This is a genomic window from Mycoplasma sp. 6243 (assembly GCF_051200785.1).
Classification (GTDB): Bacteria; Bacillota_I; Bacilli_A; order Mycoplasmatales; family Metamycoplasmataceae; genus Mycoplasmopsis.
In genome coordinates this window covers 770,327-794,693 of the sequence record NZ_CP195154.1, presented here as the reverse complement: position 1 = coordinate 794,693, position 24,367 = coordinate 770,327, and the positions used below count along the sequence as shown (strand labels likewise).

Here is a 24,367-nt window from a genome sequence, read left to right as displayed (position 1 = left end):
ATCTGGCCTAAGCCAGATGTTTTATTTGCATTTTTCTAAAAAACTTTTAACTTTTGTTAATATGTTTTCACTTGTAAACCCATTGAGATGATATACAAAGTCTCCAGGTGCTGAGTGACCAAAATCTTTGGCAAAATGTCCATCGAATTTTTGATATAAAGCTAATTTATATCAAAGTGGATCATTTGATGCTTCAACTGCAAAATTAGGAAGTTTGTCTAAACCAAGTTTTGAAATTAATTCACTGTCATCTAGCAATAACTGTAATGATGGAACTGAAATCACATTAGCAACAATATCACTTCTTTTTAGTTCTTCTGCTGCTTTATATACTAATTCAACTTCTGAACCTGATGCAAGTAAGTTTACAACAGCTGATTTATTTTGTGAAATAAAGTAGGCAGGTTTAAATGTTTCTTTTTGTAAATTAAATGACTTCATTGGTTGACGGGTTGCAATAATTGCTGATGGTGTAGATTTTGAATTCAATGCATATTTAAATGAATTCAACATCTCATTTTCATCACAAGGACGAAATACTAGATAGTTCGGAATACTTCTTAAGGTTGCAAGTTGTTCAACCGGTTGGTGGGTTGGTCCATCTCCCCCAACTTGATATGAATCGTGACTAAATACAGCGATGTTTGGCAGTTGCATAATCGATGATAATCTCAATGCTGCCTTTCCATAATCGGCAAAAACTAAGAATGTTGCCCCAAATGTTGGCATTCCAGAATGTAATGCAATCCCGTTGTTAATTGCAAACATTGCAAACTCTCTAATTCCGTATTTTACATTACGATCACTGTTAAATCCTACTTTTGTAGCCCCTCTTAAGTCAGCAGAACCTCCTAAGAAGTTTTTGTGATTTTTATCCAAATAAATCATAATTTCATCAACATAGTTTCTTGATGCTTGACTAGTTTGCTTAAATTGAAAATCTTTGAAATCAAAATGTTTTTCTTTGTTAATAAGTTGTTTTAATTCGGCTGCTAATTCAGGAAATTCAGTTTGATAAGCTTCTAATTTCTTCTCTCATCTTGAATAAAATCCGTGTTTGGTTTTTAATAATTTTGAGCCAAATTGATATGCATTTGGATCATATTCAAACGGATTAGTGTAAGATAAACCTAAATTTTGTTTATATTCTACTGTCGCTTTTTCATCTAAAATTCCATTATGTCCTTTAGGTGAATTTGCAACCTTAGTTCCGAAAGCAATTGTAGTAGGAACCTGGATGTAACTTGGACGTGTGCTTTTTTTAGCATGTTCTAATGCAGCTAAAATTGTAGCAGGATTGTTGTTTTTTAAAATTTGCACATTGAAATTTAATGCTTTGAAATATTTTTCAAAATTGATATTATTTACTTCTTCAGAAGCTGTATCAATTTGCATATTATTATAATCATGCACTAAAATCAATGAATTGAGTTTATTGGTTCCAGCAAAGGCACATGCTTCAAGAGCGACTCCTTCTTGAAAGTCTCCATCTCCACAAAGAGCAATAACATTATGATTAATAATGCGATGTCCTTCACGGTTGAAACGATTTGATAAATGTTTATTTGATAAAGCCATACCAACAGCCATACCGACCCCTTGCCCTAATGGTCCAGTTGATGCATCAACATAATCCAGTTTTTCAATTTCTGGATGTGATGGTGTTTTAGAATCATACATTTTATGTTGTTTGATATCTTCTAAGGTAAGTAATCCCATCAAATGATATAACGAATAAAGTCCCATTGAACCATGTCCTGCTGATAAAACAAAACGGTCACGGTTAAATCAATGTGGATGTTCTGGTGAGAATTTTAAGCTTTCTCCAACAATGGCATAAAATATTTCTGAAGCACCAAGTGCCATTCCGATATGTCCTTGTTTTGCGTGATTAATTCCATCTATTGCTACAGCACGCATGTTAGCGATGAAATCTTTATGGGTAAAGTTTTTTTTATGCATTTTGTAGTTGATCCTTCTTTCTTTTGTCAAAAACAAATCTTTTGATAAGTCCATCTGTGACTAAAGTAAGATAACCAGCAATAATTATTCCAAAAGCTACGAATTTACCAACTTTTGGTATTAAACCAAGGATACCAGGAATAAATCCAATAAAGTAATCAGTATCTCCTCAGTTAAGTGATGTTATAGAAATATTTTTAGATGTTTTTTCAATTAGCACCCCTAGTTCATTGGTTGCTGTTGGAGCTCAATTTCCTGCTACAAAGATTACAGGAATGAATGTGATAATTAAACCTACCACAAATGGTCCAACAATTGCACCAATGATACCACCTTTGATATTTCCAAACACCCCTGATGTTGCACCTAAGAAAAAGTGAGGAACTAGTCCTGGTAGCACAACAGCAGGTATTAATGCCGCTTTACCAAGTCCAATTGTGATGAACATTCCTATTATACCAGCAATAAACGAAGAGATAAACCCAATTATTACAGCATTTGGTGCATATGGAAATACAACCGGACAATCCACGGCGGCTTTAGAATTTTTAATTAATTTATCACTAAATCCTTTATACATCGGAACTAGTTCGCCAACAAATAATCTTACACCTGCTAAAATTATTTCTACCCCTGCTGTAAAGGTAAATGCTTGCACAAACATTGTAATTACTCAGTTTCCTGATGTTAAAACTTCATATGCAGCAGGTGCATTTTTAGCGTTAATTTTACCTATTTCATATAGGATACCACCTGGTAAAAAGGCAGCTAAATAGAAAACAAATACAGTTATGGAAATAGAAACTAAAGTATTTCTAAAGAAAAATAATGATTGGGGAAATTTAATTTCTTCAGTTGATAAAACTTTTCCTTTCTTTAATTTATTAATTCCTTCTCCCATTAAACCTGATAATGCATATCCGAATCCACCAGTATGTCCTAGTGCAATTTCGTTGCTTCCAATAATTTGTTTCATATATCTTTGTTGGACTGCAGGAGAAAGCACCATATAAATTGCCATCAAGGCAGATGAGGTAAATAAATCAAGAGCAAAGTCGCCTGGTTTATGTTCAAAATCAAACCCAATGACATACATAACTGCTGCTAACATTAATGAACTGTAATAAAGCACATGTCCAGATAAATAAACATATTTAAATCTTGAAGTAAGTGCTAAAACAATGTTTAACAGCATCGCTACCAGCATTACAATTGAACCTAAGGTAGCAATTGATGGTAATGCTTGAGCAAGTGCTCCTGCAAATGCATCATTGTTTGGAATAATTCCATTTAATCCATAAACTGATTCAAAAACAGGTTGAAACTTATTAAGTGAACCAACAAGTACACCTGCTCCACCACCTAGGATTAAAAATCCAACAATGACTTTAAATGTAGAAATTATTACTTGGGATGCCTTCTTACGTAGCACCAAAGCACCTATCATTGTAAAAATTCCAACTAATAGGGCAGGTGTACCAACAAATGCCTTTAAAAATCCAAGCAATCATAATAAAAATGCCATACATCCTTTCTAAACTAAGTTTAATAATGCTTTTAACTTAGTTTCTAATTCGGTTTTTGATAATATGTTGGTTAAAACAACCATTCTTTCTTTTGGAAAATCTAGTGCTGGAGCAACATCTGCTCCAACTACTACATAATCTACACCATTTTTGCTAAATGATGAAATATTAGTGTGTTCAACACTGTCATATTCAACACCTAATGAATCTAAAACTGATTTAACATTCATCTCTAATAGTAGCGATGAACCCAAACCAGAACCACATACACATCTAAAATTCATATTTACTCCTTGTTAATAAATTTATAAATTCACTTTTATCACTTACTGCTAGTGCTTTTGATTTGAAATCTACATCCATAAAGTATTGTGCAAACTGTGAAATCAACAGAAAATGAGAATCATTATCTGGAGCAGATAATGTGATAATTATTTTTGCAGCTTTTTCTTTTTGGCCATTAAAAACTATTTCTTTATCCAAAATTAATGTTGATGTTGCTGGTTCAATGCAGTGTTCTCCTGCTGGTGCATGCACTAAAGCAATACCTTTTTCTAAGACATAATATGCCCCATATTTTGTTGTTGATTCTAAAATCATTTCTTCAAGTTTTCAAGTTGCTTTTTTATTTTCAACTAGCATTTTTACACCGATATGGATTGCTTGTTTTCAGTCTGTTATATCTTTTCGAAACTCTAGCATAATTAAATCAAATAATTTCATCTTTTCTCCTATTTAAATTTTATAAATGCGACAGTAATAAACAAAACAAACAACCAAATTAGCATTATAATAAATACTAGGAAAATTATTTTTCCACCTTTGGCGGTTGTTTTGTGTTTATATTCCTTTGGTATTGGTAAACTTTTAATATAAAAGAATTTATTCGGATTCTTAGCAATTATTAATGATTCATTTTCTTTTTGTTTATATAAATTTTTTAGTTGTTCATCATTTAATGATTTTAAATACTCCAAATCCATTTCACATTTATAAATAAGATGTTCAATAATTTTCTCTTTATTCATCATTTCCCCAATGCTTAAATTTATAAACAATTTCACTAATAAATTTGATATAAAAATTACTATATTTGCTTAGGATAAATAATTTTTTATACTTTAAATAACTCAATATCAATACAAGATGTTGGTTATAAAAATTTTCTATAAAATAATTTTTTGTAAGTATATAAATTTGTTTAGATAATTTATAATTAACTCCAAAATCTATTGTTATTACAATCATTATAAAAGACAAAATAACAATAAAAGCAATTCAAAAGTTCATCATTAAAACTATTCATAAAAAAGTCGTTAATATAAATACAAATCACTTTAAAATTTCTTGGTTGATATTTCATTTAGCACTTGTTTGTTTTGTTTTATAATAAAAATAAACTAAGTTTACTAAAGCATATATATTTGAATCAAGATACTCCTTATCAAGATATAAAATTGATCTTTTAATATCCAATGATGTTTTAAAATAAGAAGTTTTTAAACTGATAGCAAAAGATTTATGATGTCTTGCTTCAACATCTTGCTTTAACTTAACCAAAAACCTATCATTAATATTCAACCCAACTCTTTGATACTTAATTTTTAGATTAAACGAATAAACAAAATGAATAAATAGTTGAATGAGTAAAATTATTATTAAAACTAATGCCCCGAAGATGTTAAATTGCATTATTGTTATTTTTAAATAAGTTTCTTTTTAATAACATCTCAACAACTTTTTCTGGATTTAAATTCTTTTTTGATAACTGTGAAATTTCTTTTGAAAGGGAGTTTATATTTAAGGTACGATATGGACTATTATTATCGATTAATTCTGATGATATATTTTCATCTATTAGTATTATTATTTCAAAAAAGTCTTTAAATTTATGTTTCATTCATTTATTAATTTCATTTAATCAACTCATTTTAAGGTTTTCTTTATATTTTCTTTTCTTATTTGCTTGCAGCAAGATTCCGTTTGAATCTATCTTTATTTTTTCAAAATTTGAACTTGTTATAATGTTGCTAATAACAAAAATTTTTTCTTGTGTTATTACAACACCACTTAATATTGAAAATCCTTTTTTAGCAAAAGAGTTTTTTATTAAAATATTGGTTAAAACACTTGATTGAGTAAGGTTTTTTAAGATTAATAACTTATCTACTGTTGCTTTTGATGTGTATCCTATATTGTTATTGATATTTTTAGCATCCTTATTGTTTACTTTCAATCAAATTCTTCAGATAATAACACCTATTAAAATAAATCCTAATAAAGTTGATAAAACTATAATAATAATAGTTTGGAAAGTCATTAAAAATTATCCTTTCATCAGTTACAAAAATCTTTTTCATCTGCAAATGAGTATATGATAGATCCACCAATCGCTACATCTATATTATGCAAACTAAATAAATATGCATTTTCTTTTCTTAAACCACCATCGCTATATATTTTGATGTTCGAGTTGATATTTTTGATAGTTTTTGTTTTATCAAGAAGTTTAGGACTTAACTTTTTTTCTGTTCCTCCTATAACATCAATTGTCATTAAAAGTATTTTTTGTGAATTTATAATAATATTTTTATAGTTTCTTGGATCATCATTTGCTTGTAGCATAATCCCAAAATCTATATGTGGATAATTATTTTTGATTTTATAAAATTCTGTATTTACTTTTTCAGCAGGGATAAATATTGTTTTAAAACCTATATCAATTAGTTTTTTGATATGAATATATGGATTATTTAACATCAAATGTGCATCAAAATGCACATTTTTATATCTATTAATTAAAAACTCTGCTTGATCAAATGTAACACCAAAATTACTTACATAAATCCCATCCATAAAATCAATATGAATATATTTCATACCGTTTTCAACCAAACTATCAAGTTTTGTTAATGAAATGTATGAATTAAGTGCAGCAACAGATTGTGAATACTTCATAAAATCTCCAATTACCCATAAATAATTTTATACTTCCTATATATATATATATAGCGAATAAAGTTGTGTAATATAGGATATTAATGAATATTTTTTCATTTTTTTGCACATTATGATAATTTGATTGAAAAAGTATGGAAAATAGTTTACAAGTATATATTTTAAAAAATGGTAAATTTCTGACGCGAATGCAAATATGTCATTTAAAGTTAGAATATTCATAACTAAATTAACGCATTAAATATTTCTAATTAATCGAAATAGACCTAAACAATAAATTAAAAATTTATATTAGATATTCATATATAATTTTATAAGGAGAAAAATGAAAGATATATACTCGATCTTAATTTTGTTATTAATAGTTGTTTTTTCCTTTAAATTCATAAAGGACACTTTTGATGTAAGAAAATATTATATAAATAATGTTATTTATAAAACTACTAAATCATGAATGCTATATAACTGAATAATCTTACTTTTTTTTGCTATCATGACTTTTATTTTCTTAACATTATTTTCAACAAAGGTTATTTTAATAAAAAGTTACACTGAAAAACAACAAGAAGAAATAATTAACATAATTTGATATAAAACTTGAATAATATGAGTATATATTGGTTTGTTTTTAATTTATCTATCATTAATTAGTTTTAATATATATTTTTATATTAAAACTAAAGTAAATATGCATATAAGTGATCAAGAATTTAGTAGTTTTGATAAAAATCGCATAAACGATTTTTCTGTTGAAAATTCATATTTAATAAAGCGCAAAAAACAACGTAGTGGGGTTATCGAACAACAAATTCGTTTTCAAGACTACATTTCTGTTGCTAGATTAAATAGATGATTTGGTAAAAAATTATTTTATAAGTCAATTGTAAATCGATGTTTATATTTTTATTTAAGACAACCACAAAAACTGACTGCTAAAGGTCAGCAGTTTAAAGATACTAATGAAGCTTTATTAGTTTTAATTCACGCTGCTGTAAGATTTATAAATAACATATCAATTAAAAAAATAGGGATAAACGAATTATGAAACATTACTAAGAATTTAATTAACTAAATTGTATAAAAATAATATGCAAAAAGATTAATAATATTGAAATTTATTAAGCTTTTTTTGTTACTTTTATATATTATCAACATTTTTCGTTTATTATTTAATTAGATATTGCATAAAACGAGTGTAAATATTAAAAAACTAATTAAAATGAATTTAAATATTAAACCTTATATTTGCTATATCTAAGAATCAACTATTATTTTATTAGTAGTTGTTATTTATAATAAATTAAGGAGTTGTATTGAAAAAGAAAATTAAGATGCTAATAGGAACTTCATTATTTATTACATCAATAGTTCCAATGATAATTACATCAAACATAAATAAGAATTTTAATCAGAAAATAACTATATCAGAGAACTGGTATGATAATTTTAAAGAATTTAAAATAGAAGTTAGAGATTCATTTATCAATCAATTGTCATTAACTAAAAAAGGTTTAATGATAATAATTTTGAACTTAAAATTTTACTAAATCATCAATATAACCTAAATGATGACACACAGAAGCCTAATATAGTTTTTTATAAGAGCAACGAATTTATTAATAATGTAAAAATTACCGGTAATTCATTTAAAAATTATCTAGTAAGTGAAGAATTACCAATTGTATGGTTTTATTTTAATAACGAAAAACAGAGAGAATTGTTTGTTAAGTCACTCAAAGAAGATGAAAATATAGCAAAAATTATTTTATATACAAATAATATGAAAATCCTCAAATCAACAGTAAACGATAATTTTCTTTCTGACCTTTATTTCGATAAATATACTGGATCATCTGGTGGTGGTTCAAGTAATACAAATTCGTATAATTTTTCAAAATATGATATATTAAACAAAAATGATATATTTAAAATCTTAAATTTTGAAAATGGATATAAAAAGAGTTTAACAGAGACAGATAATAACAGTTTAGATGTAGGAGTTTTAGAATTTGGTAGTGTTTTTGATAAATTTAAGACAGATAATTTTTTCGCAACTTCCGTAGAATTTCTAAATAATGATATAGATAACAAAAATAATACATGAGAGCATTCGTTAAAAGTATCATCAATTATTGGTGGTGAAGAAGGTTTCGATAAATCAGCAAAATTATATATTGCTTCATTCAACTCTAGAAATGGCAACTGACAAACTAAATTGGAAAAATTAATTAAATATTATGGTATTAGAATAATTAACCATAGCTATGGTATGGAAAAAGATTGATATAACAGATTTTATTCTGAAGAGAGTTTCTTGTTAGATTATTTATCGCGCAAGTATGGAGTGATTAATGTTATTTCTGCCGGAAACGAAAATATCGGTGATCAAAATTCTGGTTGAATCAATAATTATTCTCTTTCATACAATTCTATAACGTGAATTATTAAACAAAATTTTACTAATTACTATAGTATATAATTTTGTAAGGATTTAATAATGAACAATAACTTTGAATTATCTAATTTCGATTAAAAAAACTGGTAAAAAAGTGATTAATCCTGCTTTATGCTATATAATTTTTATACATTGTAACTATGTAAAGTTTTGAATAATATTTCAGATTATTCTCTTTCATACAATTCTATAACTGTCGGTGCCCTTGATAAAAACTATAAATTTCCAGTCAAAAACAACAAATTAGCATTATATTCAAATTATAAAACAGATAATGCTAATGGTGGTCCAGCAAAACCCCTAGTTGTTGCTCCAGGTTATTTTAATTTTAAAGATAGTGATGGTAGGGAAGGAACATCGTTTGCTGCTCCTGCAATAACCGGATTAATTTCAACATTATTAAAATTAAAACCTAATTTAAATAATGAATTTAGAATTCCAGTAATCAAAAGTATCCTAAGTGCAGCTGCTATTTCGATAAGCGACAAAGAACAAATAAAAAACAAAAACGGATTTAGTGATAAATACGGTGCAGGGATTCCAGATTTTAATAATATGTTAATTGCTGCTAAAAATATTGAAACTTTTTCTGCAACTGACTTTGGTTTTCTAGATTCTATAAATAAAGAAAGCAAACATTTTAATGCTTCAAAAGGTGATACCATAAAAGCAGCATTATCATGACTATTTAATGCTGGAATAACTTCATTATTCGGTCATTCTGGGTTTCCACTTATATATCCTGATGCTGATACAAGAACATATAACGGTCCTTTTAAAGAACATGCAGAAACACTAGAAAATAAAAATGAATTAACTAATGAGTTTTATGGTCCATTTTTATACAAACAACTAAAAAAATTCGGAATTTCACAATCTTATTCTGATAATTATAAAGGTTTTTCTGATTATAACTTATCACTCCAAGAATTTGTTGATGGTAAATGAATTACTGTTGATACTTCTAATTCAAACGATTCAAATGATGAACTTATAGAATATAAAGTAAATCACGACGGAGTTTTTAGGTTATTAGTTACAGGTTTTTGAAGTTCTTTTTACAAATATTCAATAAAGGATTTAATAGCATTTACATATGTCATTCAAAAAGAAATAATTAGATTTCTAATCACTTCATTGCCAATATACACTTCTGTGTCTGTTGCATGTGGATCTAAGGTTGAAGTTAATAAGGGATCGGAAAATAAACAAGAAACTTTACCTAAAATACAGTTAAGCGAACCTGAATATCTAGAAAGTATTAACTTAAAAACTCCTTTATTTGTGAATCTTATTAAATTGAAGCAACAGCAACAGAGCATTATAACTTCTAATAGTGTTTTATTTAACCAATTTATATTACAACTTTTTAACAAACGAAATCGTAATGAAAAACGATTTAATTCTAATTTTAAATTTATAAAAGATGATTTTCTCCGTATTAAAACTGAGCAAGAATTTTATATGAATATCGTCTCCCTTATTCACAATTTGTATACTTATCTGGGTTTAAATAAAACTTTAACAGACAAGCAAATAGTAGAAATATTTGAAAATGATTTTTTAAATAACAAAAATATAAGTAATATTCTTAAAGATAACGATATTATAATAACTGAACAAAAAGATAATTGAAGTTCATTTGGATACGATTATATTCTTATAGATGAAGATAAATCAAATATAGATGTTGTTTATGCTCTAAAAGCAGAACCATATTATATAAATAATAGAGTATCATTAGTTTCAACTACCGATCTTAGACCAAACAGACATATATTTTCAGCATTTTTAGTACCCAAAGATAAGGAATTTACTCTTTTAAAAACAGACAAAGAACAAAACGAAAAATTACTTTCTGCTTTATATAAAGAATTTAAATATAAAGAAGCAGATTTTATTTATATAAATAAAGAAGATAATATCGAGAATTTAATTACATCTGTAAGCAATAATCAATCTGAGATTTATAAAGAAATTAATTTTTTAGGTAAATTGACTAATGAAACAATTTCAGACTGAGAATTAAATCAAGGTATCAAAATTATTACAAATATAGATGAATTTTATCAACTTATTATCACTCCTTTACAAATTCTTGCTGCGAAACAAAATTCTCTTATTACTCCCGATGAACTTACAACAAAATTTGAAAAAATATTTTTAAATAATCAAAAAACTATTGATATTTTAAAAAACAACAGACTTCTATTTTATACGCAATTATTCAGCACTCTTGGAGATTATTTTAAAACACCATCACATATACTAAAATTAAATAAAAATAATAACGAAAAATCTGTTTCCTTAGGTTTAATAAATGCATCGTTATTTAGTTATAATTTCACTATCAATCCAGATAAAATCGATAAGAATCAAAATCAAATTAAACTTTTTTATAATATTATCTTAATACCAAATGATTATAAGTTAAATATAAAAACTGTATTAAGCTTTAAGGAAGCAAATGACTTTTTGGTTAGAGAGAACAAAACCATAAAAGTAATAAAAAAGTAAATTTTCTTATATAGGACACCGAGGCCTACCTTAAACATAAACCATTATATTATATACTATAGTAATTAGTAAAATTTTGTTTAATAATTCACGTTGATGATGGTTTTTAGGGTTTTTAGGTGGTATTATAGCTAATTCTGTTGAAGGAGCGAGATTATCTAAGGAAAAAGCACAATGACTTGAAACACATATAGATGAAAAAAGACTTAATTTAATAACAGTAAATCAAAAACAGCAAGATAAGTTATTTTCTGATTATGATTTATATTTAGAAAAAAAAGATAGGGATGGTAATTGAAAAGTAGTTAAAAGTATTACATCAATTAATTCTAATGATGAAATCCTTGAATATATAACACCCGAATCAGGCATTTATCAATTAAAAGTTAAAAAATATTCAGATGTATTATTTAATAATTCAATTAATGATAGTTTAGCATTAACATATACAGTGCAGGAAAAATAGTATGAAGAATTTTATAAAAAAATGAGTTTTTCTTTTTTCTGCATTAACACCTTTAATTGTTGCTAGTTGTGGAAACACCGCAAATAACAAGGAATATTTTATTAAAAATTTCAAGGATTTTGATTGATATATCGAATACAATAAAAAGCAAAATTCTATTAAAAATATTGGAGAAAATTATTTTTCTTATATGTGAGAAAATAACAAAGAAAATAATGGTAAGTTTGAACCCTTGTTCAAAGATAAATATGTATTTATTAAATCAGTTGAAGAACTTAATCGATTATTTTTAGATAAATTTAATTTAAATTATGTTAAGAAATATTATCAAACATTTAAATACAAAGTTGATTTTGACATTAACACTCTAACATCTGAAAAACTAAAACAAAAGAACAAAGAAGAGTTTCAAAAGATTTATTTAAATAATGAAGATATTAATAAATTTTTCAAGATAAAAAATTTATTAATGAATGAAGCTGGTAAAAATAATTTAGCAACATCACAATATAACTTAGTTCCAGATTTCAAAAAAGACGATGCAACGAATTTAAAATTTTTATTTATTAATTTAGAGCAATTAGGTGCAAATTTTGATGATAAAAAAAGCACATATGAAGTACATATAACAATGAATGTAAAATATATTGATAAATCTAGAACCATTACTGTTATTAAAAATCCAAGTAATCATCAAATAAAAGACCTTTACCAATATTTTTATGAGACAATATCTTTAAAAACTAGTGATATATAATTTATACATATAAACTTTATAAATACAGGAAACTAGTAAAAATTACTAGATTCCTGTATTTATATAACTTTGAACTATAACTATTAACATTTTTGACTACATCACTTGGTTAAACAAATTTTAATAATCTATTTGAAACGGTATTTGTTATAACTGTGTTAAATTTTAAATAATTATGAAAAATCAAAGTAAAGTTTAAAGTAGGACAAAAAGATTAACAATTAATTCTGTTAATTTTTTTGTTTTATTAATAGGATTAACCAACACCCCTAGGGTGTCCGCGCCCAAAAATATTAAAGAAAGGAAAGCAATGTCACAAGCATTTTAAGAAGGAAGAATTTGATAAAATTTTTGAAATTTATTCAAGTGAAGGAACCGAAAAAGCTTTTATATTTTATGAAAGAAATCGAGTCAAAATTAATCTTTATTAAATCAACAAGTTTAAGAAATAGATTGAAAAAAATTGTTTCATATTATAATTTAAATATGGAAAATCAATTATTAACCAAAAGTGGTTCACAAAGAAAACCAGGTTCTGGAAGACCGAAGAAAGACAAGAAATCTAAGGTTCCAAATTTTGAAAAATTTACCAGACAAGATCTAATAATTATCGCGACTCGATACTATGAAATCGCAGAAAAAATGGATAAGAATCAAAAGAAAAATGAGTCTCATGAATTAGAAGACTTATCACAAACTAAGACAGCAGAAATATTAGATGCAACTAGACAAACTATCTCAAAATGAAAAACAAATTCAATAAGCAAAAAGGAAGAAAAATACGAGCAGTATAGAGAAATAATCCTGAAAGTTTTTTACGAAAACAAGCAAGTTTATGGTCGTGTAAAAATGTCTATAGTATTAAGAGAAAAATACGGAATATACATAAATTACAGGACTTTAGGAAGAATAATGAAATATTTAAATATAAAATCTTTTGTTCGTAATAAGAAAAAGTTCGTGAAAAGAAGAATACAAATTTTCAAAAAAGAAGATCTAGTTAAAAGAGATTTTAATGATAAAGATTCTAGAGGAATCATCGCTACTGATGTAACATATATCCCTGCTCCTGCCGACCTAAAACCTTTCCAAAACCATATATTCTTATCTGCAATTATTGAACATAAAACTAAAAGAATTTTAGGATATTCAATATCCACCAAAAATGATTTAAAACTTGTTATCGATAACTTTAAAAACATTAAAGATTTTAATCGTGATTCTTTTATAATCCATTCGGATCATGGATATCAATATACTTCAAAATACTATATTGATATGATAGAAAGAAAGAATGGAAAAGTATCATTTTCAAGAGTTGGTAATTCTTTGGATAATAGAGAAATCGAGTATTGATTTTCTTGCTTAAAATCAGAATGACTAAAAAGGTTGATTATTCAAAAAATTACTTTCGATGAATTAAAAAAAACTATAGTATATATGTTTTTAAATGTGTTTTATTTGAAAATAATGTATAATTTAGTAATGTCAACAAAAGATGAAAAACTCAAACAACTAAAATTAATTACAAATTCATGAATAAAGTCATTTACTGACCTTCCGAATGATGTTAAAGAAGTATTAGCATCTTATATTACTTCATGAAATAATAGTAAAGATATAACAATAGAAAAACCTAAATATTGTCATAGATAGTGGATCTGTAAAGATACACAAGCACGGTTCAACAAACAACATACGCCTCGTTATGAATGTTTAGATTGTAAGAAAACTTTTAGTAATTGCACTGGAACAGTTTTTGAAAGGCTAAGAAAAACACATCAGTTTAAATATCAAATGTTTCTTGAGTGTCATTTAAAGAAATTAACACTTAAAGAAACTGGCACGATTTGTGGAATTAATTTAAAAACAGACTTTTGTTTGAAGACATAAATTATTAGATTTTATTAAATCTAAGCAAAAAGAATCAGATGTCAGTAGTGGAATAATCGAACTTGACGAAATATATTTTCTTGATGTAAAAAAGGTGAGACACAAGAACGGAATAGGTAGAGCAGCAAGAAAACGTGGAAAATCTTTATACTATAACTCAAAAAGAGGTATAAATAGTGATTTAGATTGTGTTTCTACTATGGTTGATAGAAATGGGGAATCGCAATTTTCTTATTTAGGAAAAGGTAAACCTTCTGCAGAAAAACTATATTTTGCTTTTAAATACAAAGTTAAAAATCCTGAATCTGCAAAATTTATAACTGATGGGGAAACATCATATAAACCTTTTATAAATAAGATAGGTGCATCTCATTATATTGTTGGTGCTTCTAAGAAAAAATCTTTTGTTTATTAAAGTAGGACAAAAAGATTAACAATTAATTCTGTTAATCTTTTTGTTTTATTAATAGGATTAACCAACACCCCTAGGGTGTCCGCACCCAAAAATATTAAAGAAAGGAAAGCAATGTCACAAGCATTTTAAGAAGGAAGAATTTGATAAAATTTTTGAAATTTATTCAAGTGAAGGAACCGAAAAGCTTTTATATTTTATGAAAGAAATCGAGTCAAAATTAATCTTTATTAAATCAACAAGTTTAAGAAATAGATTGAAAAAATTGTTTCATATTATAATTTAAATATGGAAAATCAATTATTAACCAAAAGTGGTTCACAAAGAAAACCAGGTTCTGGAAGACCGAAGAAAGACAAGAAATCTAAGGTTCCAAATTTTGAAAAATTTACCAGACAAGATCTAATAATTATCGCGACTCGATACTATGAAATCGCAGAAAAAATGGATAAGAATCAAAAGAAAAATGAGTCTCATGAATTAGAAGACTTATCACAAACTAAGACAGCAGAAATATTAGATGCAACTAGACAAACTATCTCAAAATGAAAAACAAATTCAATAAGCAAAAAGGAAGAAAAATACGAGCAGTACAGAGAAATAATCCTGAAAGTTTTTTACGAAAACAAGCAAGTTTATGGTCGTGTAAAAATGTCTATTGTATTAAGAGAAAAATACGGAATATACATAAATTACAGGACTTTAGGAAGAATAATGAAATATTTAAATATAAAATCTTTTGTTCGTAATAAGAAAAAGTTCGTGAAAAAAGAATACAAATTTTCAAAAAAAGAAGATCTAGTTAAAAGAGATTTTAATGATAAAGATTCTAGAGGAATCATCGCTACTGATGTAACATATATCCCTGCTCCTGCCGACCTAAAACCTTTCCAAAACCATATATTCTTATCTGCAATTATTGAACATAAAACTAAAAGAATTTTAGGATATTCAATATCCACCAAAAACAACTTAGAACTTGTTATTGATAACTTTAAAAATATTAAAGATTTTAATCGTGATTCTTTTATAATCCATTCTGATCATGGATATCAATATACTTCAAAATACTATATTGATATGATAGAAAGAAAGAATGGAAAAGTTTCATTTTCAAGAGTTGGTAATTCTTTGGATAATAGAGAAATAGAGTATTGATTTTCATGCTTAAAATCTGAATGACTAAAAAAGGTAGATTATTCAAAAAATTACTTCGATGAATTAAAAAAACTAATACACCAATACATAATTTGATATAATACAAAACGAATTCAATCTGTTTTAGATTGAAAATCACCTCTGCAATATCGCTGAGATGATACAATGTTAATTTTCTGTTAATTTTTATGTCCTTGTTTATATAAAGAAAATTCAGATAAAACAAAAAGTGTAAGGGAAAAATTACATATACAAAATGTTAATAATTTTCATCGCAAGATTAAAGAATTAATTGAAAATGTATATAACGGAGTTTCAAGTAAAAATTTAGATAAGTATATAAATTGGGTAAAGTGAACAAGAATAAACAAAGGAAATCATTATTCAATGATGATAGCTTTAAATAAATTTTTAACAAGCAGGTAAAAATAAGACAAAAAGATTTTTTGGATTCTTAAAATATAACAAAAAATAAGAATTTAAATTAAATAATAAGTTGTTTTTTAGTTTTTTAACAAAAACATTTAAAATTATTTAAAAACACACATTTAAAACATAAATAGTAAAAACTAATACACCAATACATAATTTGATATAATACAAAACGAATTCAATCTGTTTTAGATTGAAAATCACCTCAGCAATATGCCGAGATGATACAATGTTAATTTTCTGTTAATTTTTATGTCCTTGTTTAGTTGAATAAGAAATGAAAAAAATTAAATCAAAAACTAGTGAATGAATGAATTTTTTGTTGATTTACCAGAAAATGTTAAAAATATGTTTGTTTCTTATATTAGTTCGTGAAACAATAGTAAAGATATTAAGTTTGAAAAACCTAAATTCTGCACAAGTTGTGGTTCTGTTAATATTCATAAACACGGAGCAACTAATAATATGCCACATTATAGAGGTTATGATTGCAAGAAAAAACTTAGCGATTTTGCACAGGAACAGTTTTTTGAACATTTAGGAAAAACACGCAGAGCAAAATATCCTCTGTTTTTTGATTGTCATTTAAAGAAATCCCCCCCCTTCTGCAACTGCAGAAATTTGTGGGATAAATTTAAAACTCCTTTTCTTTGAAGACACAAATTACTAGATTTTATAAAATCAAAGTGATATGAAAAACGAATCAGTAGTGGAATAATTGAATTAGATGAAATATACTTTAAGAATGTAAGAAAAGGAAATTTCAATGTTGGAATCAGGGTAAAAGCAGGAAAAGTGGGAAATCCATGTATTTTACTTCAAAGGGGCATTAGTTGAGAAAAACATTCTCTTTCTACAATAGTTGATCGAGATAGAAACATCACAATTCAATACTTAGGTGCTGGAAGTTCTCCCGTTAAAAAAAACTTTATAATGCTTTCAAATATAAAATTACGAATACAAAATCTATACAATTTTTTAACAGATGGTGAAAATGCTTATAGTGATTTTGTTAACAAAATAGACGGTAAGCTGTTTATCGTTGAAGTAATACAAAGAAAACCAAGGATTTTTAATGATAATTTAAATTCCAATATGAAAGCAAATCGTAAAACTAAATATAACATCCAAAATGTAAACATTTACCATTCAAAATTAGAGAATTGGGGAAATATTTACAAAAATGTTTCAAGCAAGAATTTAGTGATATATATAAATTGAGTCAAGTGAGTTAGAACAAACAAAAATAACCATTACTCTATAGTTACTACACCGAACAAATTTTAACATGTAGGTAAGAAATGTTGGATTTCTAAATTTATAAAAAATCACAATATTTAAAACATAAACCATTGATTAAAAAACTAATTTACACAAAAATTTTTATACTCAATTATTGAAACTTCTTTTTCACAGATTTTGCACATTTTCTAAGTTTTTCACAAAATTTTTTTGAAATTTCTCCTTTTTTATGTAGAATAAGAATGTAAAAAATTAAAGAGCAATTTATTTCTTACTAAAAATAAAAGGAGCAATATGAAAAAGCAAATTAAAAAAATATTTTTATTTAGTAGTATTTTAACTACATCAGTTGCTAGTATAGTAACATTAACAGCTACAAATGTGTTAAAAAATCAAGAAAAACCTTGATATTTAGGATATCAAAATAATAAATTAGAAGTTCGTATAAATAAAAACGGACAACTTTTTAACTCAGTGAGGAATGTTCCTGTAAACAATAATTATGAATTAAAACTTTTATTGAATTATGAAGCAAACAATTCAGTTATGGATGAAAACTTAACCAACCAAAAAAACGATGAATTCATAGAAAACATTAAGAAATCAAATTTATATTTCAAAAGTTATCAAGCAAGCTCAATGATGCCAATAGTTTGATTCTATTTTGATAACGAAAATCAAAGAAAAGAATTTCTCAAAAGTATTATAGATAAAAAAGAAATTTATAAAGGTATTATATTTCCAAACGAAATACAAAATATTCAATTATTTAATACAGATAATTTAGATAATGAAAAAGAAGAAGAATCAGATGTTTATTATAATCGTGATATTACAATAGATAATTCAAAAGACTTAGACATAGTAAACTTTAAAAAACAAATAGAAAGAGAAAATAGCAGATATTGAAATAAAAAAGGAAATGTTGGTGTTATAGAAGTTAATGGAAGTGTCGATTTGTTAAAATTACAAAATTTCCAGAGATATGGTATAGAATTTCAAGATACAGTTAAAAATATCGAGAAAAGTCACCATGCAAACGAAGTTTCTAATATTACAGCAGGTGAAAAAGGATATGATAGATATTCAAAACTTTTCTTTTCATCATTTACTAAAAATGCCGAATGACAAAAAACTATTGAATGAATGGTTAAAGAAAAAGGTGTAAGAGTTATAAATCATAGTTATGGTATGAAATATGATGACGAATGAACAAAATACGATGAAGATAATTTATTTTTAGACTATATTTCTAGAAAATATGGAGTTGTAAACATATTTGCATCTGGAAACGGAAATGACAAAAAAGAAAAAGAAAACGAATGATTAAATGGTTATACACTTTCACCTAATAACTTAATAGTAGGAGCACTTGATTTTAACGAATTCACACAAAAACCTACTGAATCAATAGCAGAATATTCTAATTATTTATTACAAAATGGCTATATATCTACTTCCAAGCCTAATGTTGTTGCCCCAGGATATTTATATAAAAGATGACATAAAAATAGTAAAGGTGAGTGAAATTATTTAGATACACTTGGTACAAGTTTTGCATCTCCCGTTGTTACAGGTCTAGTTTCAACATTATTAAGAGAAAGAGATTTCTTAAATAAGGACAAAATCAGATTACAATCAATTAAAGCGATTATAGGTGCTTCATCCAGAACTCCAAAAGTAAATAATCTTAACTACAAAGCGAATGGGTATACTCAAAAATATGGTTCCGGTATTATAGATTTTGAAAATATGCTAGAAGCTGCAGATAATTTAGTAACTAAAGAAGTTTCAAAATCCGATAATGATTTTGTTTTATGAACTAGTTCGTTTTATGTTCCAAAAGGTAAAAAAATTAAAGGAGCAAGTTCTTGATTGTTTAATGCTGGTTTATTAGAGACACCTGAAAATTCACCAAGTTACAATGCAAATGTAAATTGATGATGGTTTTTAGGACTTTTAGGTGGTGTTATAGCTAATTCAGTTGAAGGAGCAAGATTATCAAAGGAAAAAGCAGAATGAAATAAATATCATATTAGTGAAGAAAGATTGAATTTAAAAACACTAAAACAAAAACAAGATAATAAGATGTTTTCTGATTATGATTTATATTTAGAAAAAAAAGATAGTAATGGTAATTGAAATGTAGTTAAAAGTATTACATCAAGCAGTTCTAACGATGAATTACTTGAATATATCACTACAGAAGCAGGATATTATAGATTAAAAGTTAAAAAATATTCAGGTGTGCTATTTGACAATTCAATTAATGATAGTTTAGCATTAACATATACAGTGCAGGAAAAATAGTATGAAGAATTTTATAAAAAAATGAATTTTTCCTTTTTCTGCATTAACACCTTTAATTGTTGCTAGTTGTGCAAGTAGCAGTAACAAAGAATATTTTGATTATAATTTAATAAAATTTAATGGTATTGTTAGAAAATATAAAGAGCAAAATAGCATTGAAAATATTTATGAAAACCACTTCTATTATATGTGAGAAAATAACAAAGAAAATGATGGTGAATTTCATTCTTTATTCAGAGATAAATATGTTTTTATTAAATCAGTTGATGAACTGAATCAATTATTTTTAGATAAATTTAATTTAAATTATGTTAAGAAATATTATCAAACATTTAAAGATAAAGTTAATTTTGATATTAATACTCTAACAGATGAAAAACTAAAACAAAAGAACAAAGAAGAGTTTCAAAAGATTTATTTAAATAATGAAGATATTGATGAATTCTTTAAGACTAAAAATTTGTTAATGTATGAAACAGGAAATAAAAATTCTGGATTTTCTCAATATAACTTAGTCCCAGATTATAAAAGAGAAGATACAATGCATCATTTATATTTTTGACTGATAAATTTAGAGCAATTAGGTGTTAAATACAAAGCTGAAGAAAGTTCACAAAAAACCCGTATAACTATGAATGTAAAATATATTGATAAATCTAAGGCTATCACTGTTAATAAGAATCCAAGCGATCAGCAAGTAAGGGATCTTTTTGAATATTTAAGAAACGAAATAAGTTTAGCAACTTCAGATGTCTAATAATTTAACATAAAGCATACATACAAGAAAGTATAAAACCAGCAGTTTTTAACTTTGAATCGTCATAGCAAATTGCTGTGGCAATTTTTAATTTAAATTTGTTTGCGTTTTTTATTCATTATATCGTTTCACTTTACTCTTGAGAATACTTAATAGTTTTTCATAAGTTGTTTTTGAATAACCTCTACAATCTCAACATTCAGATTTTAAGTTTGAAAATAAGTAATCTATTTCTCTGTTGTCTAAATAAAAATTTTTAATTTATTTATCTTAGTCATTTCGAAACTGCTTTTTCATATTTTTTACATATTTTCAAAATTTTTTAGTATTTTAAATTATTTTTTTAATTTCTCCTTTTTTATGTAAAATAAAAAAAGTAAGAAATTGAAAAGAAATTTATTTCTTACAAAAAAACACAAAAAGGAGTAAATATGAAAAAGCAAATTAAAAAAATATTTTTATTTAGTAGTATTTTAACTACATCAGTTGCTAGTATAGTAACATTAACAGCTACAAATGTGTTAAAAAATCAAGAAAAACCTTGATATTTAGGATATCAAAGCAATAAATTAGAAGTTCGTATAAACAAAAACGGACAACTATTTAATTCTGTGAGGAATGTTCCTGTAAACAATAATTATGAATTAAAACTTTTATTAAATTATGAAGCAAACAATTCAGTTATGGATGAAAACTTAACCGTCCAAAAAAATAATAAATTCATAGAAAACATTAAAAAATCAAATTTATATTTCAAAGGCTATCAAACAAGCTCGATGATGCCGATAGTTTGATTCTATTTTGATAACGAAAATCAAAGAAAAGAATTTGTCAAAAATATTATAGAAAAAAAAGAAATTTATAAGGGTATTTTATTTCCAAATGAAATACAAAATCTACAATTTTCTACCAACAGTTCAGATAAAGAAGAAGAAATTGATTGAGATGTTTATTATAATCGTGATATTACAATAGATAATTCAAAAGACTTAGATATAGTAAACTTTAAAAAACAAATAGAAAGAGAAAATAGCAGATATTGAAATAAAAAAGGAAATGTTGGTGTTATAGAAGTAAAAGGAAAAATCGATACATTAAAATTACAAAACTTTCAAAGATATGGTGTTGAATTACAAGATATAGATAAAAAGATCAAACTAAGTCATCATGCTAACGAAGTTTCAAATATCGCAGCAGGCGAAAAAGGATATGATAGATATTCAAAACTTTATTTTTCAGCATTTATTGATAATTATGAATGACAAAGTGCTATTGAATGAATGGTTAAAGAAAAAGGAGTAGAGTTATAAATCATAGTTATGGTATGAAATATGATAATTGATGAACCACATATGATGAAAACAATTTATTTTTAGATTATATTTCTAGAAAATATGGAGTTGTTAATATCTTTTCATCCGGAAATGGAAATGATCAAAAAGAAAAAGAAAACGAATGGGTAGATGGGTATGCACTTTCACCTAATAACTTAATAGTAGGAGCACTTGATTTTAACGAATTCACACAAAAACCTACTGAATCAATAGCAGAATATTCTAATTATTTATTACAAAATGGTAATGTATCTACTTCTAAACCTAATGTTGTTGCTCCAGGGTATTTATATAAAAGATGGTATAAAAATAGTAAAGGTGAGTGAAATTATTTAGATACACTTGGTACAAGTTTTGCATCCCCTGTTGTTACAGGTTTAGTTTCAACATTATTAAGAGAAAGAGATTTCTTAAATAAGGACAAAATTAGATTACAATCAATAAAAGCAATTGTGGGAGCTTCTTCAAGAACTCCAAAAGTAAATAATCTTAACTACAAAGCGAATGGGTATACTCAAAAATATGGTTCTGGTGTTATAGATTTTGAAAATATGCTTGAAGCTGCAGATAATTTAGTAACTAAAGAGGTTTCAAAATCCGATAATGATTTTGTTTTATGAACTAGTTCATTTTATGTTCCAAAAGGTAAAAAAATTAAAGGAGCAAGTTCTTGATTGTTTAATGCTGGTTTATTAGAGACACCTGAAAATTCACCAAGTTACAATGCAAATGTAAATTGATGATGGTTTTTAGGACTTTTAGGTGGTGTTATAGCTAATTCAGTTGAAGGAGCAAGATTATCAAAGGAAAAAGCAGAATGAAATAAATATCATATTAGTGAAGAAAGATTAAATTTAAAAACACTAAAACAAAAACAAGATAATAAGATGTTTTCTGATTATGATTTATATTTAGAAAAAAAAGATAGTAATGGTAAACAAGGACATAAAAATTAACAGAAAATTAACATTGTATCATCTCGGCATATTGCTGAGGTGATTTTCAATCTAAAACAGATTGAATTCGTTTTATATTATATCAAATTATGTATTGGTGTATTAGTTTTTTCAATTCATTGAAAGTAATTTTTGAATAATCAACCTTTTTTAGTCATTCAGATTTTAAGCAAGAAAATCAATATTCGATTTCTCTATTATCCAAAGAATTACCAACTCTTGAAAATGATACTTTTCCATTCTTTCTTTCTATCATATCAATATAGTATTTTGAAGTATATTGATATCCATGATCCGAATGGATTATAAAAGAATCACGATTAAAATCTTTAATGTTTTTAAAGTTATCGATAACAAGTTTTAAATCATTTTTGGTGGATATTGAATATCCTAAAATTCTTTTAGTTTTATATTCAATAATTGCAGATAAGAATATATGGTTTTGGAAAAGTTTTAGATCAGCAGGAGCAGGGATATATGTTACATCAGTAGCAATGATTCCTCTAGAATCTTTATCATTAAAATCTCTTTTAACTAGATCTTCTTTTTGAAAATTTGTATTCTTCTTTTCGCGAGCCTTTTTCTTATTACGAACAATTGATTTTATATTTAAATATTTCATTATTCTTCCTAAAGTCCTGTAATTTATGTATATTCCGTATTTTTCTCTTAATACAATAGACATTTTTACACGACCATAAACTTGCTTGTTTTCGTAAAAAACTTTCAGGATTATTTCTCTGTACTGCTCGTATTTTTCTTCCTTTTTGCTTATTGAATTTGTTTTTCATTTTGAGATAGTTTGTCTAGTTGCATCTAATATTTTTCTGCAATTTCATAATATCGAGTTGCGATAATTATTAGATCTTATCTGGTAAATTTTTTCGAAATTTGGAACCTTAGATTTCTTGTCTTTCTTCGGTCTTCCAGAACCTGGTTTTCTTTGTGAACCACTTTTGGTTAATAATTGATTTTCCATATTTAAATTATAATATGAAACAATTTTTTTCAATCTATTTCTTAAACTTGTTGATTTAATAAAGATTAATTTTGGCTCGATTTCTTTCATAAAATGTAAAGCATTTTTGGTTCCTTCACTTAAATAAATTTCAAAAATTTTATCGAATTCTTCCTTCTTAAAATGCCTTGACATCGCATTCCTTTCTTTCATATTTTTTGGTCACGGACACCCCTAGGGGTGTTGGGTTAATCCTATAAATAAAACAAAAAGA

General features: G+C 25.9%; 23 protein-coding genes. 14 read left to right on the top strand and 9 right to left on the bottom strand.

The genetic code is table 4. The features are described from left to right. Window positions 1-21: 21 nt before the first annotated feature. The 8 genes from ACR82Z_RS03250 to ACR82Z_RS03215 are packed head-to-tail and all read right to left on the bottom strand — an operon-like array spanning window position 22 to window position 6,446. Entirely contained in the window at window positions 22-1,962 is a 1,941-nt protein-coding gene (locus ACR82Z_RS03250) for a transketolase-like TK C-terminal-containing protein (RefSeq protein ID WP_435128727.1), read from the bottom strand. After that, on the bottom strand, window positions 1,955-3,487 hold the full coding sequence (locus ACR82Z_RS03245) for a PTS ascorbate transporter subunit IIC (protein WP_435128725.1): 1,533 nt from the start codon (window positions 3,485-3,487) through the stop codon (window positions 1,955-1,957). The genes ACR82Z_RS03250 and ACR82Z_RS03245 overlap by 8 nt, the downstream gene beginning before the upstream one ends. A gap of 9 nt (window positions 3,488-3,496) precedes the next feature. Continuing rightward, entirely contained in the window at window positions 3,497-3,772 is a 276-nt protein-coding gene (locus ACR82Z_RS03240; RefSeq protein WP_435128722.1) for a PTS sugar transporter subunit IIB, read from the bottom strand. After that, entirely contained in the window at window positions 3,762-4,211 is a 450-nt protein-coding gene (locus ACR82Z_RS03235; protein WP_435128719.1) for a PTS sugar transporter subunit IIA, read from the bottom strand. Before ACR82Z_RS03235 ends, ACR82Z_RS03240 begins: the two co-directional genes overlap by 11 nt. An 8-nt stretch (window positions 4,212-4,219) precedes the next feature. Beyond that, complete coding sequence (locus tag ACR82Z_RS03230; RefSeq protein ID WP_435128716.1) at window positions 4,220-4,519, bottom strand: hypothetical protein; 300 nt, start codon at window positions 4,517-4,519, stop codon at window positions 4,220-4,222. Further along, window positions 4,509-5,180 (bottom strand): hypothetical protein, encoded by a 672-nt coding sequence (locus ACR82Z_RS03225; protein ID WP_435128713.1) that lies wholly within the window; start codon window positions 5,178-5,180, stop codon window positions 4,509-4,511. Before ACR82Z_RS03225 ends, ACR82Z_RS03230 begins: the two co-directional genes overlap by 11 nt. Further along, window positions 5,170-5,808, bottom strand: coding sequence for a hypothetical protein (locus tag ACR82Z_RS03220; protein WP_435128710.1), 639 nt, complete (start codon window positions 5,806-5,808; stop codon window positions 5,170-5,172). The genes ACR82Z_RS03225 and ACR82Z_RS03220 overlap by 11 nt, the downstream gene beginning before the upstream one ends. Next, the gene (locus ACR82Z_RS03215; protein WP_435128707.1) at window positions 5,808-6,446 is read right to left on the bottom strand and encodes a hypothetical protein; all 639 of its coding nucleotides are present in this window, start codon (window positions 6,444-6,446) and stop codon (window positions 5,808-5,810) included. Before ACR82Z_RS03215 ends, ACR82Z_RS03220 begins: the two co-directional genes overlap by 1 nt. A gap of 325 nt (window positions 6,447-6,771) precedes the next feature. Between ACR82Z_RS03215 and ACR82Z_RS03210 the strand changes: the two genes are divergently transcribed. The 14 genes from ACR82Z_RS03210 (at window position 6,772) to ACR82Z_RS03145 (ending at window position 23,135) form a co-directional block, all read left to right on the top strand. Beyond that, on the top strand, window positions 6,772-7,518 hold the full coding sequence (locus ACR82Z_RS03210; RefSeq protein WP_435128704.1) for a hypothetical protein: 747 nt from the start codon (window positions 6,772-6,774) through the stop codon (window positions 7,516-7,518). 241 nt (window positions 7,519-7,759) lie between these two features. Continuing rightward, a complete protein-coding gene (locus tag ACR82Z_RS03205; RefSeq protein WP_435128701.1) occupies window positions 7,760-7,993 on the top strand; it encodes a hypothetical protein in 234 nt (77 codons plus the stop codon). 233 nt (window positions 7,994-8,226) lie between these two features. Beyond that, window positions 8,227-8,925, top strand: coding sequence for a S8 family serine peptidase (locus ACR82Z_RS03200; protein WP_435128698.1), 699 nt, complete (start codon window positions 8,227-8,229; stop codon window positions 8,923-8,925). 126 nt (window positions 8,926-9,051) lie between these two features. Then, on the top strand, window positions 9,052-11,418 hold the full coding sequence (locus ACR82Z_RS03195; protein WP_435128695.1) for a S8 family serine peptidase: 2,367 nt from the start codon (window positions 9,052-9,054) through the stop codon (window positions 11,416-11,418). Window positions 11,419-11,494: 76 nt separating this feature from the next. Beyond that, window positions 11,495-11,884, top strand: coding sequence for a hypothetical protein (locus ACR82Z_RS03190; RefSeq protein WP_435128692.1), 390 nt, complete (start codon window positions 11,495-11,497; stop codon window positions 11,882-11,884). 1 nt (window position 11,885) lies between these two features. After that, complete coding sequence (locus ACR82Z_RS03185) at window positions 11,886-12,641, top strand: hypothetical protein (protein ID WP_435128689.1); 756 nt, start codon at window positions 11,886-11,888, stop codon at window positions 12,639-12,641. Window positions 12,642-13,037: 396 nt separating this feature from the next. Then, on the top strand, window positions 13,038-14,297 hold the full coding sequence (locus ACR82Z_RS03180) for a DDE-type integrase/transposase/recombinase (protein WP_435128687.1): 1,260 nt from the start codon (window positions 13,038-13,040) through the stop codon (window positions 14,295-14,297). A gap of 331 nt (window positions 14,298-14,628) precedes the next feature. Then, window positions 14,629-14,949, top strand: a complete 321-nt coding sequence (locus ACR82Z_RS03175; RefSeq protein WP_435128684.1) for a hypothetical protein — start codon at window positions 14,629-14,631, stop codon at window positions 14,947-14,949. Window positions 14,950-15,234: 285 nt separating this feature from the next. Continuing rightward, window positions 15,235-16,287 (top strand): IS3 family transposase, encoded by a 1,053-nt coding sequence (locus ACR82Z_RS03170; RefSeq protein WP_435128681.1) that lies wholly within the window; start codon window positions 15,235-15,237, stop codon window positions 16,285-16,287. 555 nt (window positions 16,288-16,842) lie between these two features. Beyond that, window positions 16,843-17,823 carry a hypothetical protein gene (locus tag ACR82Z_RS03165; protein ID WP_435128678.1) on the top strand — a complete coding sequence of 327 codons (981 nt, stop codon included), beginning with the start codon at window positions 16,843-16,845 and terminating at the stop codon, window positions 17,821-17,823. Between the two features lie 249 nt (window positions 17,824-18,072). Then, window positions 18,073-20,088 carry a S8 family serine peptidase gene (locus tag ACR82Z_RS03160; protein WP_435128675.1) on the top strand — a complete coding sequence of 672 codons (2,016 nt, stop codon included), beginning with the start codon at window positions 18,073-18,075 and terminating at the stop codon, window positions 20,086-20,088. Window position 20,089: 1 nt separating this feature from the next. Beyond that, window positions 20,090-20,845, top strand: a complete 756-nt coding sequence (locus tag ACR82Z_RS03155) for a hypothetical protein (RefSeq protein WP_435128672.1) — start codon at window positions 20,090-20,092, stop codon at window positions 20,843-20,845. A gap of 431 nt (window positions 20,846-21,276) precedes the next feature. Next, window positions 21,277-22,155, top strand: coding sequence for a hypothetical protein (locus tag ACR82Z_RS03150; RefSeq protein WP_435128670.1), 879 nt, complete (start codon window positions 21,277-21,279; stop codon window positions 22,153-22,155). A gap of 14 nt (window positions 22,156-22,169) precedes the next feature. After that, complete coding sequence (locus ACR82Z_RS03145) at window positions 22,170-23,135, top strand: S8 family serine peptidase (protein ID WP_435128667.1); 966 nt, start codon at window positions 22,170-22,172, stop codon at window positions 23,133-23,135. A 7-nt stretch (window positions 23,136-23,142) separates the two neighbouring features. Here ACR82Z_RS03145 and ACR82Z_RS03140 read toward each other — a convergent pair whose 3' ends face one another. After that, window positions 23,143-24,288 (bottom strand): IS3 family transposase, encoded by a 1,146-nt coding sequence (locus tag ACR82Z_RS03140; RefSeq protein ID WP_435128664.1) that lies wholly within the window; start codon window positions 24,286-24,288, stop codon window positions 23,143-23,145. Window positions 24,289-24,367 lie beyond the last annotated feature (79 nt).